We start from the raw sequence: 15,582 nt of genomic DNA on the forward strand, positions 1-15,582 counted from the left end.
TGCTTCTCTCCATTTCTCGATGCGTGGTCGTCACCGTCGGAGCATGTCGACCAAGGACCACCCGGGGGCCCCGTCGCCGTGCCGTGTGTAGCCGATGACGGTGCCGTCGACGGAGGCCACGTTCATACTCCTAATTTAGGAGCATTCACACCTGTTGTGCAAGTACAATCGGGTGCATGAGCAAGAAGCGGCTGTTCGACGACCCCTGCGGCATCGCGCGAGCGCTGAATGCGGTCGGCGAGCGGTGGGCGTTGCTCGTCGTGCGGGAGCTGGTCTTCGGCCCGAAGCGCTACTCCGACCTGCACCGCGGGCTGCCGCAGATGAGCCAGAACGTCCTCGCGCAGCGGTTGCGCGAGCTCGAAGCCGACGGCCTGGTGCGGCGAAGGCGCCTGGGACCGCCTGCGCCCGCCGCCGTGTATGAACTCACGGAGCGCGGGCAGGAACTGGAGCCCGTGCTCCGCGCGCTCGCCCACTGGGGCAGCCGCGCACCGCTGCCCGAGGACGGCGCGGCGGAACTGAGCGTCGACGCGCTGCTGTTCGCCCTGCGCGCGACCTTCGATCCGGCACTGGCGGGTGAGCTGTCGCTGCGCTGCCAGCTGGACGTCGCGGGCGATCGGTTCCGCATCACCGTTGCGGGCGGGCGCCTTGAGTTGGACCGCGGTGAGCACGCCGAACCCGAGGCGTGGCTGACCGTGCCGGAGGCGGCGACATTGCGCGATCTGGTGTTCGCCGGTGCGGCGCTGCACGACGCCGTCGAGCGGGCAGACACCGAGGTGGCGGGCGATACCGCGCGGCTCGCCGCACTGCTGCGCTGCTTTCCCGCAGCCGTGCGGTATCCGGCGCCACAGGACCCCGGGCCGCCGGATCCCGTGTCGCCGGGCCCCGTTTCACCTAGCCCTGAGTCGCCGAACGCCGAACACCCGGATCCCGCCGTCAGCGCAAGAAGTCGTCGGGGGTGAGCGGCAGTCCGCGGACCCCGGACACCGGTGGCGAGGTTACGCCGGCCGACAGTTCAGACTCCGCGGGCTCGCGGAACTCATCGCCGAGACGACGACGCACCACTGGGATAGCGACCCGCAGCTCAACGCCTGGCGCTGGTCCACGACCGAGCATGATCGACTTGTTGCAGTAGCCCATCCCCTAACGGGACGACCGGACCGGGTGGCTACTGGCTCTCCGGCTGGTGAGGTATACCTGTCGCGGCGTCCGGTCGTTGAGGGCTTGGTGCGGTCGCAACGTGGTGTAGGTGTGGCGAAAGCAGTTGATCTCGACGGCCAACGCGTTGCCGTCGCCGGTGAACGCCTCCGCGAACACGGTCCCGCGGAAGCACGGCCCGTTGTCGGTGACCACCGCGACCGGTGCGGGCGCTTCGCCGATGACGAAGTCGTCGGCGTCGGCGTCGATGACATCCATCCAGCCCCGGTCGGCGCGGAGATCATCGAGGTCGAGGACCCGTTCCGCCTCGACCACCGCACGCCGCAGGCAGGCGAGCGCGTCCTGACCGCGGCTGGTTGGGGTGACGGTGGCGGCCAGACAGTACTTGCTCGCGTAGTCGATAACGGCGCAGATCCGCCAGATCCCGCCGCGGGCGGTCTCGAACTCACTGAAGTCCATCTGCCAGACCCGGTTCCGCTCGGTCGGAGGGGCGCGGAACACCCGCTTGCGAAGCCGTGACCAGGATCTGCGGCCGGCGCGGAACCCGGACGGCAGCAGCAGCCCGCGGCGGCGTAACGCCCGTTCCACGGTCGAGGTGGACACTGTGTGGCCGTCGGCGCGCATCATCGCGGCGATCTTGCGGTGTCCCCAGGCGGGCCAGTCCGCGGCGTACTTCGCCGCGGTCGCCTCGACTGTGTCCACCTTCGGCGCGGACCAGGGACCCTTCGACGGGCCGCCAGCGCGGTGACGCGCGAGTCGCCGCCAGTAGGTCCGCTCCGGGATCCCGGCCAGTGCTGCGAACCTCGACACCGACACGTGTTGTGTCGCTCTTAGGGCCTCGAGGTCGGCGAAGGGACCGCGTCGATGTACTCCGAGCCCTTCTGCCAGATCCGCAGCTGCACCGTCGCCTCCGCCAGGGCGAGCTTGAGCTCCTTGCACTCGGTGCGGAGCCGCCGCTCGGTCTGCGACTGACCGCCGTCCGGGCCGGGCAGCGACCGGTCCATGCCCGCCTTGCCCGCGTCGACGAACCGGTCCCGCCAGTTCCCCACCGTCGCCGAGGAAACACCATGCCGGCGCGCCGCCTCGGCCAGCGACAACTCGCCCTTCAACACCGCCAAGACGACCTGGATCTGCCCGTCCACCTGCACCTGCCGGGACGGCTTCTGCGATCTGCTCACCCAGACACCCTTCGTGACCGATCAGCCTCGGACCCTGCCACAAAGTCTGACGCACTCCACACCCAGACAGTAGAACATGTGTTCGACTCGTGCAACTTGCCGGTCCTGGAAGGGCGAGTGACTGCTCAGCCTGTCGACTGTTCCTGTGGCGTCCGGCGGGCCGCTGCTGGAGCTGATGCCGCTGCCTGGCTGTTCACGGCCGACGGTCAACCGGTGCATACGGATGGGGGTATTGTCCTGTTGGGCCGCCTGTTCGATACAGGTCATTGGCGAGTGTCACGCGTTCCCACCGGTCCCACGGGGTAGTCGAGTTCGGACGGGACGGAGCCGCAGATGGGACGCGACCAGGCCTCGCAGACCAGGCTGCGCGTGCTGGAGGCGATCACTGACAATGCCTTGCGGGAACTGGACCCTGACAAGCTGTTCGAGGTGTTGCTGAGCCGCGCGCAAGAGCTGTTGGCTGTGGACACGGTCACGGTGCTGCTGACCGATCCGGCCGGTGGCCACCTCGTGGCGCGCGCCACCCGCGGTCTGGAGGAGGAAGTCACCCAGGGCGTCCGGGTGCCGGTCGGCGCCGGGTTCGCCGGACGGGTGGCACAGCACCGCGAGGCGCTGCAGATCACCCACGTCGACGAGTCGACGGTGTTCAATCCGCTGCTGTGGAAGCGGGGTCTGCGTGCCATGCTCGGCGTGCCGATGGTCACCGGGGGAAACCTCGTCGGGGTGCTGCACATCGGCTCGCTCACCGAACGGCGATTCAGCGACGACGAGGTCGAGCTGCTGCACCTGATCGCCGACCGGCTGGCGGCAGGCGTGGACGCGCATCGCGCCCGCGCCGAACGCGCCGCGGCGGCGTTGCTGCAGGAAAGCCTGCTGCCAGGGCGCCTTCCCGAGATCGGCGACTGGAGCCTTGCCGCCAGGTATGTGCCCGACGCGGACAGTGGTGTCGGAGGTGACTGGTACGACGTGTTCACCCTGCCCGGCGGATGTCTGGGCCTGGTGATCGGCGACGTCGTCGGCCATGGACTGGGGGCGGCGGTGATCATGGGGCGGTTGCGCAGCGCGTTGCGGGCCTACGCCCTGGAGTTCAGCGACCCGGCCGTGGTGCTGGGCAAGCTGGACCGCAAGGCCTCCTACTTCGAGCACAAGACCATGGCCACCGTCGCTTACGCCGTCCTCGACACCGCGACCGGCCGGGTGAACCTCGCCCTCGCCGGCCATCCACGACCGGTGCTGGCCGTCCCCGGCCAGAAGACCACGTTCGCCGATGGCCCCGTCGACCCGCCCATCGGCTTCGAACTGGCGACGACCGGCCGCCACACCATCACCGTCGACCTGCCGCCCGGTGCTCTGGCCGTCTTTTACACCGACGGTCTCATCGAACGTCGCGAGGTGGACTTCGACGAGCGCATGGAGCTGCTGCGCCACACGGTGACCGCGATGCCGGTCGAAGCCGCCTGCGCGTGGATCATGTCCGAACTCATCGGCGGCCACCCCGCCACCGACGACATCGGCCTGCTCGCCGTCCGGCGCGCCCCGGCTCCCGGCCCACCAGGTCCGTCGATCCATGCCGGGTGACTGTTCTGCTGCCTTAGCTCAGCAACGTCGGATTTCGTGGTTCTTGCCGACCAGATGACAACCACTTCTGCGTAGTCGATCTGAGCAACGTGGTCAAGAAGGAGCGGTGCCCGGCGCTCGCAGGGCGTCGTCTCGTGTCGAGCGGATATCCAGGGTCTGTTCGAGCCCGGTCACTGTGATGGCTCGCAGCACCGAGGGGTTGTCGATGACTACGCGCACCGTGGTGCCCGGTCCGGCTTCCTGGTGGGTTTCAACCAGCAGCGATAGTCCGTTCGAGGCGCAGAAACGCACGTCCGCGAAGTCGAGAACGAGCAGGGGTGGCGGGTTGGTGAACACGGTGGAGATCGCTGTCTCTAGCTGCGGGATGGTGGCGAGGTCGATCTCGCCTGCGGCCACCACGATGGCAGCGTCCCCAGTCCGCTCCACCGATACGGTGAGCAGGCGGGCGGGGTCCGTGCTTGCCGGGTCGTCAACAGGCTCAGGCATGGCCTCATCATGCCCGCCACCCGTGCGAGTGGCGACTCCACAGGCAACAGCCGCGACGCGGTCGGGCGCTCCGCCTGACCCGATCATGAATTCGAGGTGCCGGTGGTGGCTGGCTTCCGAATAGTAGCCCGCGCCGCCTTCGCGCTGGCCCCGTCGACATCTGTTTGGCCGTCAACCAGTGAGCCGGCTCCTGTGTCGCGTCTCGGCGGGTGTCAGGCACCAGGTTGGTCACGAGCGGTCGAGGACAGGCTGTCCGCGGGTGCTCAGAGGGCCCACCTCATTCGAGTGATCGTTCCACGGCTGGTGGGCGTGATCACGGTCTGTGTGGTGACAGCGTTGAGCAGCGTTATCCCTCTCATGTGGAGCTTGTCCGAGTTCATCGCTTTCGCTGGCGGACGCCAGCGTCCGTAGTCGGTGACGGTGATGGTCACGTGGTGATCTTCGGGCTGGTACCGGGCGTGTACGTCGAAGATGCCCGGCATGACGGGATAGGCATGGAGCACAACGTTGCTCATCGCCTCGTCAGTGCCGAGCGCGACGTCGAGTATCTGCTCCCCGGACATGCCGATCTGAGCTGCCCAAGCGCTCAGGGCATGACGGATGCGGTGGAGCTGGCGGGGGTGTGCTGGAATCTCGGCGAACCGAAGGACGTGCCCAGAGCTGCTTGGGTGTGACGTGTCGGGTTCCTGCCACGGTTGCTTGCTGGAGGGGATATCCATGAGCGCTCGTTCCCTCTTCGTTGTTCGCTCTTGGCTTTTCGCGTGCACATGCGCATACCCGTGCGGCTAGCCAGCAAACACTTGGTCAGGCATTTTGATCACGAGGCTTCACCGGCAGCAAGGTCATTGCGCTTCTCAGGCTCGCTGCGCACGGTGTGCGACAAGCGACCTCCAGCGGTACAGCGTCGGTGGTCGCTGGCCCCGCGCTATAAATCGCGGGTGAGTGAGCGCGCTTCGGGTTTGTGCGAGCTGGACGCAGATCGGCCCCGGGCCAGCTTGCGCAGAGTTCGAGCACCGCTTGTTTCCGCGGAGTTCGGGGCTGATTTCTCGACCGGCGCTCCAATGGTGGGCCCGGCCACCACGACCGGTATGCGCAGGAGTTCGCGATCGTGTAGGCGTTGGATCGCCGCAAGCGTGCGTCACCCGTGTGAGTGGCTATCCGGCGTTCCAGGGCTTGCTTCACCAGAGGTGCAGGTAGTCCCGGACGTCGTCATAGCCGTCGAGCGCCCGACCATCCACGTCAGTCGGATCTGTTTCAGCGCGCGCTGCTAGAGATTTCACCAGTTCAACGGCGTCGTTGCTGAGACGTCCGAAGCGGCGAGCGGTATGCCCCAGGCAGAGGCCAGCCAACCCGAGCAGGGGACTGCCCGGCACCGCCCGCGTCCCGACCTGCACACACCAGTGCTCGACGAACTCCTGATCGTCATCGTTCAACGCACTCCCGACGAGAGCCTCTGCCGCCTCGTACTCCTGCGAGCGGTCACGCAGAGCCTGCTCCAAGATCGCGGCCACCACGTCATGCGGCAGCGCCGGAGGGTTTTCAAAGCGCAGATGGGAGTGCACCTCATGAGACTACGCATCTGCGACAACCGATATACGTCTCTGCTGCGGTGTTGTGACGGGTACGCGGCTACCCGACTCACCGAACCGGCAGAGCGTTGCTTGAGTACCTGCGTCCGGAACTCGGCGAGCTTGTCTTCCGCCGTACGCCAAGCCTTGTCGTCCGTGCCTCGATCGTGGCGCGAAGGTAGACCTGCTTGCTGGTGACCGGATCAATGCCCGCGTAGAGACGGACGCGGAGCGCTCCGCCGCGTTCTTCGATGTTCCCGCGCTTCCGTCCCGCGCCGCGTTGACCAGCCATAACGGTGACGGTAGGCCGGGGTCATGCACAAAGCGATGCCCAAAGATCGCGAACGTGGATCTTGGAAACGGCGAAATGCCTGGTCAAGCGTGGTGCGCCCCCGGAGCGGCTCGCCCAGGATGCACACGGATTCCCAATCCGCCCAGGCGAGCCGCTCGGGTCCGCTTCTGAGTGGAAAACCGCTGGTCATTGAGGCGCGGGTGCCGTTGGTGATGGAGCGTCGGGCGAAGCGGGAGGTCCGATGATTGGGGAGCGGGCCTCGGTAGCTCGGCTGGTGTCGGTGCTGATGGGCGTGGTTGTTGGGTTGACGTTCTTGTTCGGCTTCGGGAACGTCCTGAGCTTGGCGTTGCGGCTGGATGTGCCCGGGTATGTCGCACCGTTGGTGGCGCCCGCGGTTGATCTGACTGTCGTTGGCCTGTTGATCTCTACTCGGCATTTGGCTGAGGCTGGTGCTTCTGCCGAGGTGCTGCGGGCGGCGCGGCGGTTGCTGCTCGGCGCGGGCGTCGTGACATTGGCTCTGAATGTGACTGACCTCTGCTGGCTGGTCACTGGGGGCGAGCAGCGTTCGATGCGGTTGGACCGTTGTTGCTGATCGGCTGGTCAGAGGTTGGGCCAGCGTTGCTGAGTGCGATGAGTGGGGTTTCAGAAGTCGACCTGCAAATGCCTGAGCCAGAACCTGCCGGTGGTCAGGTAGTCGGAGTGGTGGCTGGAGATGGCCGTGAGCGACCCGTGTCCGGCGGCATCGTCGGAGGAGCTCGACCGGGCGCGCGCCGAGAACGCGCTCCATTGGGCGAAACATCAGCGGCCTATTCGGCGGATGTGCTTCGCAAGCGGCTGGGGATTGGCTCCTCGCGATCTCGGATGCTGGTGAAGGCTGTGCGGTCTGAGTGTATTGGCGCAGAACATTCGTAGCGGGCGAGCCGTGCGTTGGACCTGTCGTATGCCACTGAGGGTGATGCTCGAGGCCACTGCGAACGCGCTGACCAGCGGGTTCGCCGCGGTGGGGCCGACGCCGAAGCCCTGGGTGAACAGCGGCAGCACCGGCGAGATGATGCCGACCCCCAGCGAGCACAAAGTACCCGGCTGCGAGGAATGGGATCGCCGGATCGAGGCGCTTCCCGGCGCCGATGGGTGGCTGGGCATCGAGCATGGCGGGTCCCTCTGCCAGTGATGTTCGGCCGATGCGCGGAAGCTATGCGTGGTTCGGCGTGTACAGAACGCGTGTGCTGAGGAAACCGGGCAGCCGAATTCGGAACTTCAGCCGATCGAGGGTTGAACGAGGAGCCCCGGATGGACGATGTCGAACGCCCGGACGAGGCTGGCTCGGAGCTCCGGTCGCCCGTGCGGCGGTCGACCGGAGCTGGCGGAGCATCTCAGGATATGTCGGTAATTTTGGTGATCGTCATCATGACGGTAAAGCTCTCGAGTATGGCGGCCGCGGTTTTACGAATAGACCTCTCAAGGTCGCAGTGTGGTAACTGACCGGTGGCAGGCCATGCGAATGTGACAGCCATTCGGCGTGCGCATCGGAGGCCGCCGGCGTCGATCAAGGCGGCGTGGTCATACGCGGCCCAGTACCACCATCAACTCATCCAGTGGCTTGTTCGCGTCACCCGGTGTGGCGTACCGCGCCGGCGGCCTCTTCTGCTGGTGTCAGGGCTTCTCGAAGTGCTGGTAGTCGACTGGGGTCTCCCAGAAGCCACCCCAGGTCCAGCCGCGGGAGGTGAAGGCCCGCTCGGTCACGTCGCCTGCGTGGATCATGCCGGGTGCGCGGAGCGCGCGGTCGGCATACGGCGCGCCGTTGGGCGGGTAAATCGTGCCACTGCCGGAGATGTAAGGGTTCTGCACGGTGTTGATGTCGATGGCGCGCCCATAGGAGTGATTGGACCATGCGGTGCCGCCGGTGATCGCCCGGCAGTTGAACGCCGAAGTGTTGTTCGCGGCCATCGACGCGTCGTCGTCCGAGTCGTATTTCTCCACGGTCTCCATCCGTTCGATGGGGAACCGGCCGAAGTACAGGTCGGCGAAGGTGTACGCGACCTCGACGGCGCGATCGGCGTTGACGATCAATTCGCCCCGGTGTGTCGCACCGTCGAAGCCGAGAAAGGTCAGGCTCATCAGCCGCAGCTGACCGGGACCGACCGGGCAGCCCTCACGCCAGCTGGAACCAAGCCGTTCTGCCGTAACCGGCTTGATGACGGCGATGTAGGGCGCGAGCCCGCTGCCTGCGGGCGCGGCGAGTCGAACGGTCTGGGTCGAGGTGGCCGGCGCCGACGTGGCACCGCCCAGAACCACGGACAGTGTGAACGTGACGACAGCGAAAACTCTGGTTCTCAGTTTCATGATCGCTATACGTGCTTGCGACGCTGGCCGGTTGCCGAGAGTCGGGTTCGCCACATCCGGGCAACCTCGAGTGTGTCGGCGGATCTGGGTCACCGACCAATCAACTGTCCACAGCGGACTGTTGGCCGACTTCGTCGGAGCAATGCTCGCCATGAGCCATGGCGCGGCTGGTTCGGATGTCAAGAGGGCGGATCCGCCACTAGACGGGCTGACAATTCTCTATGCAGACTAACGGGTTCGGCCTGCGGTCGTTTCGCGATCTCGTCGATGCCGGGCTTGACCGCGTGGGCGCCCTCGCGTCAGAGGCAGATTTGACTTCCGAATTGCTCGAGGCCGCGTGCTCGTCCGCCGGGGCTTGATCGGGTTGGTCAGGTCACTCCGGGCGGTGCGGGCTTTCGAGTCCACCAAGGACGGGTCGAACGGATGTCCCGCCACGCGTTCGTCGCGCAATGCACCTCGCCGAAAGCCAGGTGTGCCCAGCTGAAATCCTCGACCCAGCGCACCGAGACCCTGTTCGCGGCCAGCGCTCTTTCGGTGGCATCGCGGAAAAGGTCACGGCCTGCCACTACCGGGCCATGCGGATCAGGTGCCGCGAAACGACTCGCGGTCAGTGATATCCCGTTGACGACATCAGGGGTGAACGCCACGAGCTTCGGATAGGCCGGATGGTTCCTGAACAGCACGGGCACGCAAACCAGCTCATCGCGCGACAAGCCGGTCTCGGCCAGCAAGACCGCGATCTGCGCGTCGATGTGCGTGGCAGCGCTCTCGTTTTCACTGAGGAGAGCGCCGTCGCTGAGCAGTTGCGCCACGGTCGGCTTGATCTCCGCCTGGGTGCCTTCGAAAAGCCGAGCTTGGCCGGAGCCGGTCGCCTGAGCCGAGCGGAGCAGCGCGACCGCGGCTCTGGGATCGGCGACCATCACCGTCCAGCGGCGTGCGTTGTCCGCTCGCACCACGTGGACGGTTTCATCGACATGTCCGACCGCGAGCCATGACGTGTCGAGCACCAAGGGCGGCTGCATGCCCTGACCGGTCAGCATGGTGAGGAAAGCCGGATCCGGACGCAGCGCGTCCGTCGCGGAGCTGCCGTAGAGGAGCCTGCCGTGTGGAAAGCGGCCGTCGGGCGGTAGCGCCTCGAAATTGCCGGTGGCGTTGCGAAGGTCGACGCCGAAATGCCTGCTCACGTCCGTGAACTCCTGGACGACCGCCACGTCGGGACCGCGCAGATCGCGGAACAGCAGCCGCCCGGCGGGCCTGAGGGTGCGCTCGATCCTGCCGCCCGGCCCGGCCAGGTCCCAGACGTTGGCCGACCGGATCGCGAAGCGCATCACCTGCCTGCCGCCGTGGCGGGCAGGCATCTCGGCGTAGGCGGGCTCGAACAGATCCTGCCACCACATGTCCTTCCACCAGCCGGCGCTGCCGGCGATGTGCCGGACGCCCGCACCGGTGCCCCGTGCCGCGTCCCGCAGCGTCGTGCTGAACGGGGCCCAGTCGCCGGGAACGCCTTCGGGCGGGAACAGCGGCCCGCCGTCCGCGGGCAGTCCGGGACCGTCGCCAGGTCGAGCTGCGAAGACGGTCGTCGCGGGTTGCAGGTCGTGCTGGAGCATCAGCGGGGCAACCTGGAGTGTGTGGCGGTACCTTCGCTCGGCACCCCGGTCGGTGACGGTGAGCGTGATCGTCACGTGGCCGTCCCACACAGCCGGGTCGCGGATGATGTCCCGGCCTTCGACCGCGAGTTCGGCGCCGCGGCGTAGTTCGGCGGCGGTGAGGACGCCAGAGCCGGGGGCCAGCGGCGTGAAGCCCGCCGCACGGCGGACGAAGACACGCGCGTATTTCCCGTGATCCAGCTCGACGAGTCCGGTCGCGCCCGCACTGAGCCTCGGGTTCGCGAGTACGTTCACCCTCGCGAGATCCGCCTCGTCGGCGTCGCCGTTGACCACTTCGTCGGCAGCGTCGCCGCATTCGGCGAGCCGCCGATCGACCTGGAGGCCGACCAGGTCGAGATCAGCCTCGGCAACCCGGCAGCGTCGCTGGTCGTCGTCGAGGTTCGGCAGCATGACCGTGTCACCGCGCAGCGTGGACTCCGGGCCTGCCGCCGCGGAGTCCACGCCGATAACGGCCATGGCCGTTATCGCGACGAGTGCCGGGAGCATTTTGGCGCGCGTACTGGAATTCCCCATGGGAATATTCTAATAGTCGTTCAATGTCTGCGACAGGCTAGGAGTCCGTCGAGTTTTCGCTCGACTGCTTCTGGTTGCGAGTGATGTGCAAAAGAAAGGAGCCGAGTAAGATCAGGATAATGGATCCGACGATCTGGAACACGGGCCCATCGCTGAGGTAGAGCACGAGATACCAGCCATGATAATCCGGTTTGACCATGCGCTGGATGAGCCCGCCGATTCCTTGGATGACGCAGAGAAGGCCCAGTACGCCAACGGTGAACTTCGCGCTTTTCACAATTCCCCCTTGAGTTGTCGGCTGCGCGACGGAGTGTCGAATGCGGACGGCCGTCAAACGACTACTCTCAGCTACACGGTAGCACGCGAGCAGAGTGGCTCGCAACGAGAGCTGGAACCTCTTAAGAGCGGAGGAGTGTTTATCGCAGCTGTGAGATTCGAGCCCTTTCCGCAAATGCCACAATGTTTTCCAGCGCGGTCACCGCGCGGCGTACCCCGTCTTCGGGGTGCACGATCTCGGCCAGCGCGCGTGCCTGCCGGATGAGGGCCTGGTCGGTGACCGCTTTCCGGATCGCACCGGCCAGGTTGTCCGGACGCAGGTCGCGGACGCGGATCGGCGCGGTGGCCACACCCGCCCGATGCGCACTGACTCCCCACATGAGCTGTTCGTTGTGCACTGGGCACGGCACCTGCGGAATGCCGATACGCAAGGCCTCGTTGATGGTGCCCACACCGGCCGCGTGCACGATCGCGGAGACATACTGGAGCAACCACCAGTAGGGGATGTCGTCGGTAAGGTGGATCGACGGCGGCGGGTCGGCGATCTCGATACTGCCCGAGGCCCGGATGACCACGGCTCGCACGCCAGCGCGCTGGACGGCCTCCGTGACAAGTCTGCCCGCCGCGTGCGGGTCGAGTCCGCGCACCGTGCCGAGACTGACGCAGATCGGCGGATCGCCCTCGCTGAGGAACCCGGTGAGTGCCCGCGGCGGATGGTAGTCCGAGTCCGGTGGCAGGTACCAGAAGCCGGTGGGGTGAACCCAGGTGGGCCAGTCGGGGGCCGGTGGCACGAGCTGCTCGCTGAACCCGTTCAGCACGGGGACCGGGCCGCCGTCGGGCCTGCGCAGCCGGTTGTGGGCGCCTCTCCGTGGTGGCAGCCCCAATACCTCCGCGCGCCACATGTCGACCGGCATCTTCCCGATCGGCCGCAGCACCCGCGCCGGCAGGTGGCTCAGTCTCCGGACCACCCGGGGGAATCGCTTGTCGGCAGGGAGGTACTTCGCCGGGTAATGCCAGGACGGGACATAGTTGGGGAACAGCGTCGCGAGCACGACGGGGGCCCCGATCCGCTCGGCGACGTGGTGTCCCTGTTCGAAGGGCAGTGCCTCGTATGATTGGACGACGACGTCCGCGCCGCCCTCGGCGGCGGCGGAGATCTCGCGGAGGATCCCGGGAAAGCAGCGGATGAATTCCTTGGAGAGTTTGTCCAGCGCCGTCTTGCGTATTTCCCGTGTCGACGCGTTGTTGTTCCCCTGGTTGCGGAGCCAGGCGCTCACATCAGGGTCGTCGACATAGAAATCGAGCAGTTCGTCGTTGCGTGGAATGTAGTCGACGTCGTAACCGGCCGCATGCTTGGCGAATTTCGCCGGACCGGCGAGCACGGCCTTGTGTCCGGATTCGTTCAATGCGTGCGCCAGCGCCAGATACGGCTGGACGTCACCGCGTGAGCCGTAAGCGTAGATCAATGCTTTCATGCTGATTTCCCGTCCTCCGGTTCGAGGCCGAGCCGATCCGCGAAGAACGCGAGCTGGTCGGCCGCCAATTCGATTTCCGAGCGGCGCGACCGCTGGCCGTGCCCGACGGCGCTTTCCCGGCGCAGCAGTACCGGATTCCCGCTCGCGCTGCCGTGCTGAAGCGCGGCACACATCTTGTAGGCGTGCACGGGTGAGACCCTGGAATCCGCTTCGAAGACGGTGAACAGGACCGCCGGGTACCTCGCTCCTTCGCGCACCCGGTGGTACGGCGAGTACGAGATCAGCCAGTCGAGCTGGTGCGCGTGCTCGGCGGAGCCGTACTCCGACCGCCAGAGCGGCCCGAACCCGAACCGTTCGTAGCGGACCATGTCGAGCAGCGGTGCGGAGCAGACGGCCGCGCCGAAGCCGCCGGGGATCTGCGTGATCGCGGCGCCGACCAGCAGACCGCCGTTGGAGACGCCGTAGAGTCCCAGTTGCCGTTCGGTCGTCCATCCACGGTCGACGAGCCAGGCGGCCGCGGCGTGGAAGTCGTCGAAGCTGCGCTGCTTGCGGTCGAGGCTGCCGTCACGGTGCCAGGACCGGCCACGTTCGCCACCGCCTCTGACGTGGGCGATCGCGAACACGCCGCCTGCGAGCACCCAGGCCAGGATCATGGGTGAGTACGCGGGGCCCATCGAGACACCGAAGCCGCCGTAGCCGTGCAGGATCGCCGGCCGGGCCTCCGTGCTCGTCCCGGCCGAGATGACCTCGACCTCGACTTCGGTGCCGTCGGCCGACTGGTAGCTGTCGCGCTCGACGTGGACCACGGGCCGCGGTGGCGTCTGCCGGGACCATGCCCGCGTCATGCCGGTCACCGCGTCATAGCGGAAGACGGAGGCGGGAGTCGTGTAGTCGGTGTAAGTGAAGAACGCGTCGCGCCCTGAACCGTCCGCCAGTTCCAGTACGGATCCCCAGCCGGGTAGCGCGACGGTTCTCGGCGGACGCCCGCCGTCGAGCGCGTGGACGGTCAGTTCCGTCCGCGCGTCGCGGGCGACGGCGAGCAGCAACGCCGGCTCAGGGACGTTCAGCAGCAGGAACGACTTCAGCACCGCATCATGCGGTTCGGGTACCAGTTCGTGCCAGTCGCCTCGGCCGGACAGCGGCCCAGCGCACACCCGTCCGCGGTCCGCGCCCTCGTCGGTGAGCACTATCGCCCGGCCGTCAGCACTGACGGTGGCCTGGACGCGCTTTCCCACGGCGCGTTTCACCACACTTGGCCTGCTCACGTGATCGGGACCGGCCAGCTCGCATGCCCAGAGATCTTTGCTCTGCGCTGGGCCGAGTGAAGCTGTGATCAGCAGCTGGGTTCCCGACTGGTCAGTGGCGAATTGGTAAGACCGGTAAGGTTTCTCGTCAGCGTCGAGTACGACCAGGTCGTCGGCAGGCGCGGTGCCCACCCGGTGCAACCGGACCTGTCGGCTGAACGTCTCGGCATCGCGGACGTAGCAGAACGCCTCGCCGCCGGGCAGCCAGGCGACAGGTGAGTAACGGCATCGATCGATCGGGCCGTCCACGAGTTGCCCGGTGGCCACATCGAGTACCACCAGGCTGGCTTGCTCGTCGCCACCAGAGGAGAACTGGCAGGTGAGCAGGTCGCCTTCCCTGGAGGGACACCAGGCGTCGATGGTCGCCGTGTCGTCGGACGCGAGTGAGCGCGGGTCCACCAGCACCCGGGGGTCGCCGCCGTCCGCGTCCGCGATCCACAGCAGCCGATGCTGGTCGTCCGGCGAGCGCAGTGTGAAGAAGGATCGGCCGCCCGCGAAAACCGGCGCGCCGGCCTCCGGCACCCTGGACAGACGGTCTGCCGCGCGGCGGAAGTCGTGCGGCCATTTCCGCCGTTGACCGGCGAAGAGTGTGTCCTGCTCCGCCAGCCACGTGAGCACTCGGTCATTGTCGGCGTGCTCGAGCGGCCGGTAAGGATCGCGGACGTGACGGCCCAGCACGACGGTGTCGTGGTCGTCTCGTTCCCACGCCGGGTATCGGATGGTCATCGGCCGCGACCGGATCCGGTGGCGGCCAGCCGGGCATCGCCGTGTGGGTAGTGTTCGCGATACCACCGCACGGTTTCCCGCAGCCCCGCACTGAGCGGACGAGGGACGAAGTCGATCACTTCGGCCATCCTGCTCACGTCCAGCTGCCTGCCGGAAGGTCCGGTCGGTTCGTCGCGCAGCAGCTTCAGCCGCTCGGGCTCGCCGAGCATGTCCGCCAGTGTGGTCGCCAGCTCGAGGATGGACACCGACTCCGCTGTGCCCACATTGAACGTCCGGTGCCTGCCGTCGGCCACCAGCCGCAACGTGGCCTTGACCATGTCCGCGACATGGATGAACGATCGAGTCTGGCTGCCGTCGCCCCAGATCTCGAGGTCCTCGCCTGCGGCGAGCTTGCCCAGCATGCTGGGGATGACCCGGCCGACCGGGCCGTGGAACCCGTCACGAGGACCGTAGATGTTGGTGGGCCTCGGCAGGAACACGCGCATGCCGAACTGGTCGCGGAACAGCTCGGCCAGCACTTCGCCGAACACCTTCGAAAGGTAGTAGCCGTTCGACGAGTAGCGCATGCTGCGGCGGAAGTCCTGGTCTTCGGAGACGATCGCGCCGTCTTCGGTGGCGTAGATCTCGGCCGAGCTGACCACAACGGTGTCCTCGACTTCGTGGTCGCGGGCGCAGTTGAGCACGTTCGAGGTGAACCGCAGATTCTGGTCGAGTATCCGAGCGGAGTTCTTGATCTTGAACGAGGCGTTCCCGTCCAGCGCGGCACAGTGCACCATCGCGTGCACCGTGGGCGCGCAATACTTCACCGCGGCCTGCAGTTCCTGTTCGTCGAGCAGATCGAGTTCGAGCGTGCGCAGCCCTGGGGCGGGCGGAAGCTGCGCGAGCCTGCCGAACCGGTCGCCGCGGTGCAGGCACACCACCTCGGCGCCCTCTGCGAGCAGCGCTTCCACGAAATGGGAGCCGAGGAAACCAAGCCCGCCGGTGACGATCACCGTTCTTCCGGCCCAATAGCCTGCCATGA

The 15,582-nt window shown here is 66.9% G+C and carries 16 protein-coding genes; 5 read left to right on the top strand and 11 right to left on the bottom strand.

Features of this window, described 5'->3' with window-relative positions:
• The first annotated feature begins 176 nt into the window (after positions 1 to 176).
• Entirely contained in the window at positions 177 to 959 is a 783-nt protein-coding gene (locus tag ACFV15_RS00930; protein WP_063709878.1) for a helix-turn-helix domain-containing protein, read from the top strand.
• Between the two features lie 181 nt (positions 960 to 1,140).
• Here ACFV15_RS00930 and ACFV15_RS00935 read toward each other — a convergent pair whose 3' ends face one another.
• Both ACFV15_RS00935 and ACFV15_RS00940 read right to left on the bottom strand, forming a co-directional pair.
• Complete coding sequence (locus ACFV15_RS00935) at positions 1,141 to 1,965, bottom strand: DDE-type integrase/transposase/recombinase (protein ID WP_378348050.1); 825 nt, start codon at positions 1,963 to 1,965, stop codon at positions 1,141 to 1,143.
• A 20-nt stretch (positions 1,966 to 1,985) separates the two neighbouring features.
• Positions 1,986 to 2,333, bottom strand: a complete 348-nt coding sequence (locus ACFV15_RS00940) for a helix-turn-helix domain-containing protein (RefSeq protein ID WP_378348051.1) — start codon at positions 2,331 to 2,333, stop codon at positions 1,986 to 1,988.
• Between the two features lie 333 nt (positions 2,334 to 2,666).
• Between ACFV15_RS00940 and ACFV15_RS00945 the strand changes: the two genes are divergently transcribed.
• The gene (locus tag ACFV15_RS00945) at positions 2,667 to 3,911 is read left to right on the top strand and encodes a PP2C family protein-serine/threonine phosphatase (protein ID WP_378348052.1); all 1,245 of its coding nucleotides are present in this window, start codon (positions 2,667 to 2,669) and stop codon (positions 3,909 to 3,911) included.
• Between the two features lie 93 nt (positions 3,912 to 4,004).
• On the opposite strand, the gene ACFV15_RS00950 is transcribed toward ACFV15_RS00945, so the two are convergent.
• The 3 genes from ACFV15_RS00950 to ACFV15_RS00960 all read right to left on the bottom strand — a co-directional run bounded on the left by ACFV15_RS00950 (position 4,005) and on the right by ACFV15_RS00960 (position 5,959).
• On the bottom strand, positions 4,005 to 4,397 hold the full coding sequence (locus tag ACFV15_RS00950; RefSeq protein WP_378348053.1) for an STAS domain-containing protein: 393 nt from the start codon (positions 4,395 to 4,397) through the stop codon (positions 4,005 to 4,007).
• Positions 4,398 to 4,660: 263 nt separating this feature from the next.
• The gene (locus ACFV15_RS00955; RefSeq protein WP_378348054.1) at positions 4,661 to 5,116 is read right to left on the bottom strand and encodes an ATP-binding protein; all 456 of its coding nucleotides are present in this window, start codon (positions 5,114 to 5,116) and stop codon (positions 4,661 to 4,663) included.
• 459 nt (positions 5,117 to 5,575) lie between these two features.
• The gene (locus ACFV15_RS00960; protein WP_378348055.1) at positions 5,576 to 5,959 is read right to left on the bottom strand and encodes a hypothetical protein; all 384 of its coding nucleotides are present in this window, start codon (positions 5,957 to 5,959) and stop codon (positions 5,576 to 5,578) included.
• Positions 5,960 to 6,498: 539 nt separating this feature from the next.
• Here ACFV15_RS00960 and ACFV15_RS00965 point away from each other — a divergent pair.
• The 3 genes from ACFV15_RS00965 (at position 6,499) to ACFV15_RS00975 (ending at position 7,739) form a co-directional block, all read left to right on the top strand.
• The gene (locus ACFV15_RS00965) at positions 6,499 to 6,849 is read left to right on the top strand and encodes a hypothetical protein (protein WP_378348056.1); all 351 of its coding nucleotides are present in this window, start codon (positions 6,499 to 6,501) and stop codon (positions 6,847 to 6,849) included.
• 348 nt (positions 6,850 to 7,197) lie between these two features.
• Positions 7,198 to 7,428, top strand: coding sequence for a hypothetical protein (locus ACFV15_RS00970; protein WP_378348057.1), 231 nt, complete (start codon positions 7,198 to 7,200; stop codon positions 7,426 to 7,428).
• 119 nt (positions 7,429 to 7,547) lie between these two features.
• Positions 7,548 to 7,739: a hypothetical protein gene (locus ACFV15_RS00975; protein WP_378348058.1), complete on the top strand. Its 192-nt coding sequence runs from the start codon at positions 7,548 to 7,550 to the stop codon at positions 7,737 to 7,739.
• Between the two features lie 171 nt (positions 7,740 to 7,910).
• Here ACFV15_RS00975 and ACFV15_RS00980 read toward each other — a convergent pair whose 3' ends face one another.
• The 6 genes from ACFV15_RS00980 to ACFV15_RS01005 all read right to left on the bottom strand — a co-directional run bounded on the left by ACFV15_RS00980 (position 7,911) and on the right by ACFV15_RS01005 (position 15,580).
• Positions 7,911 to 8,600: a M15 family metallopeptidase gene (locus ACFV15_RS00980; RefSeq protein WP_378348059.1), complete on the bottom strand. Its 690-nt coding sequence runs from the start codon at positions 8,598 to 8,600 to the stop codon at positions 7,911 to 7,913.
• Between the two features lie 368 nt (positions 8,601 to 8,968).
• The gene (locus ACFV15_RS00985; protein WP_378348060.1) at positions 8,969 to 10,780 is read right to left on the bottom strand and encodes a protein-arginine deiminase family protein; all 1,812 of its coding nucleotides are present in this window, start codon (positions 10,778 to 10,780) and stop codon (positions 8,969 to 8,971) included.
• A gap of 37 nt (positions 10,781 to 10,817) precedes the next feature.
• A complete protein-coding gene (locus tag ACFV15_RS00990) occupies positions 10,818 to 11,057 on the bottom strand; it encodes a hypothetical protein (protein WP_378348061.1) in 240 nt (79 codons plus the stop codon).
• A 139-nt stretch (positions 11,058 to 11,196) separates the two neighbouring features.
• Complete coding sequence (locus ACFV15_RS00995) at positions 11,197 to 12,531, bottom strand: glycosyltransferase (RefSeq protein WP_378348062.1); 1,335 nt, start codon at positions 12,529 to 12,531, stop codon at positions 11,197 to 11,199.
• A complete protein-coding gene (locus ACFV15_RS01000) occupies positions 12,528 to 14,561 on the bottom strand; it encodes a prolyl oligopeptidase family protein (protein WP_378348063.1) in 2,034 nt (677 codons plus the stop codon). Before ACFV15_RS01000 ends, ACFV15_RS00995 begins: the two co-directional genes overlap by 4 nt.
• Positions 14,558 to 15,580, bottom strand: coding sequence for an NAD-dependent epimerase/dehydratase family protein (locus tag ACFV15_RS01005; RefSeq protein WP_378348064.1), 1,023 nt, complete (start codon positions 15,578 to 15,580; stop codon positions 14,558 to 14,560). Before ACFV15_RS01005 ends, ACFV15_RS01000 begins: the two co-directional genes overlap by 4 nt.
• Positions 15,581 to 15,582: the final 2 nt, after the last annotated feature.

This window comes from Amycolatopsis sp. NPDC059657 (genome assembly GCF_042734395.1).
GTDB lineage: Bacteria > Actinomycetota > Actinomycetes > Mycobacteriales > Pseudonocardiaceae > Amycolatopsis.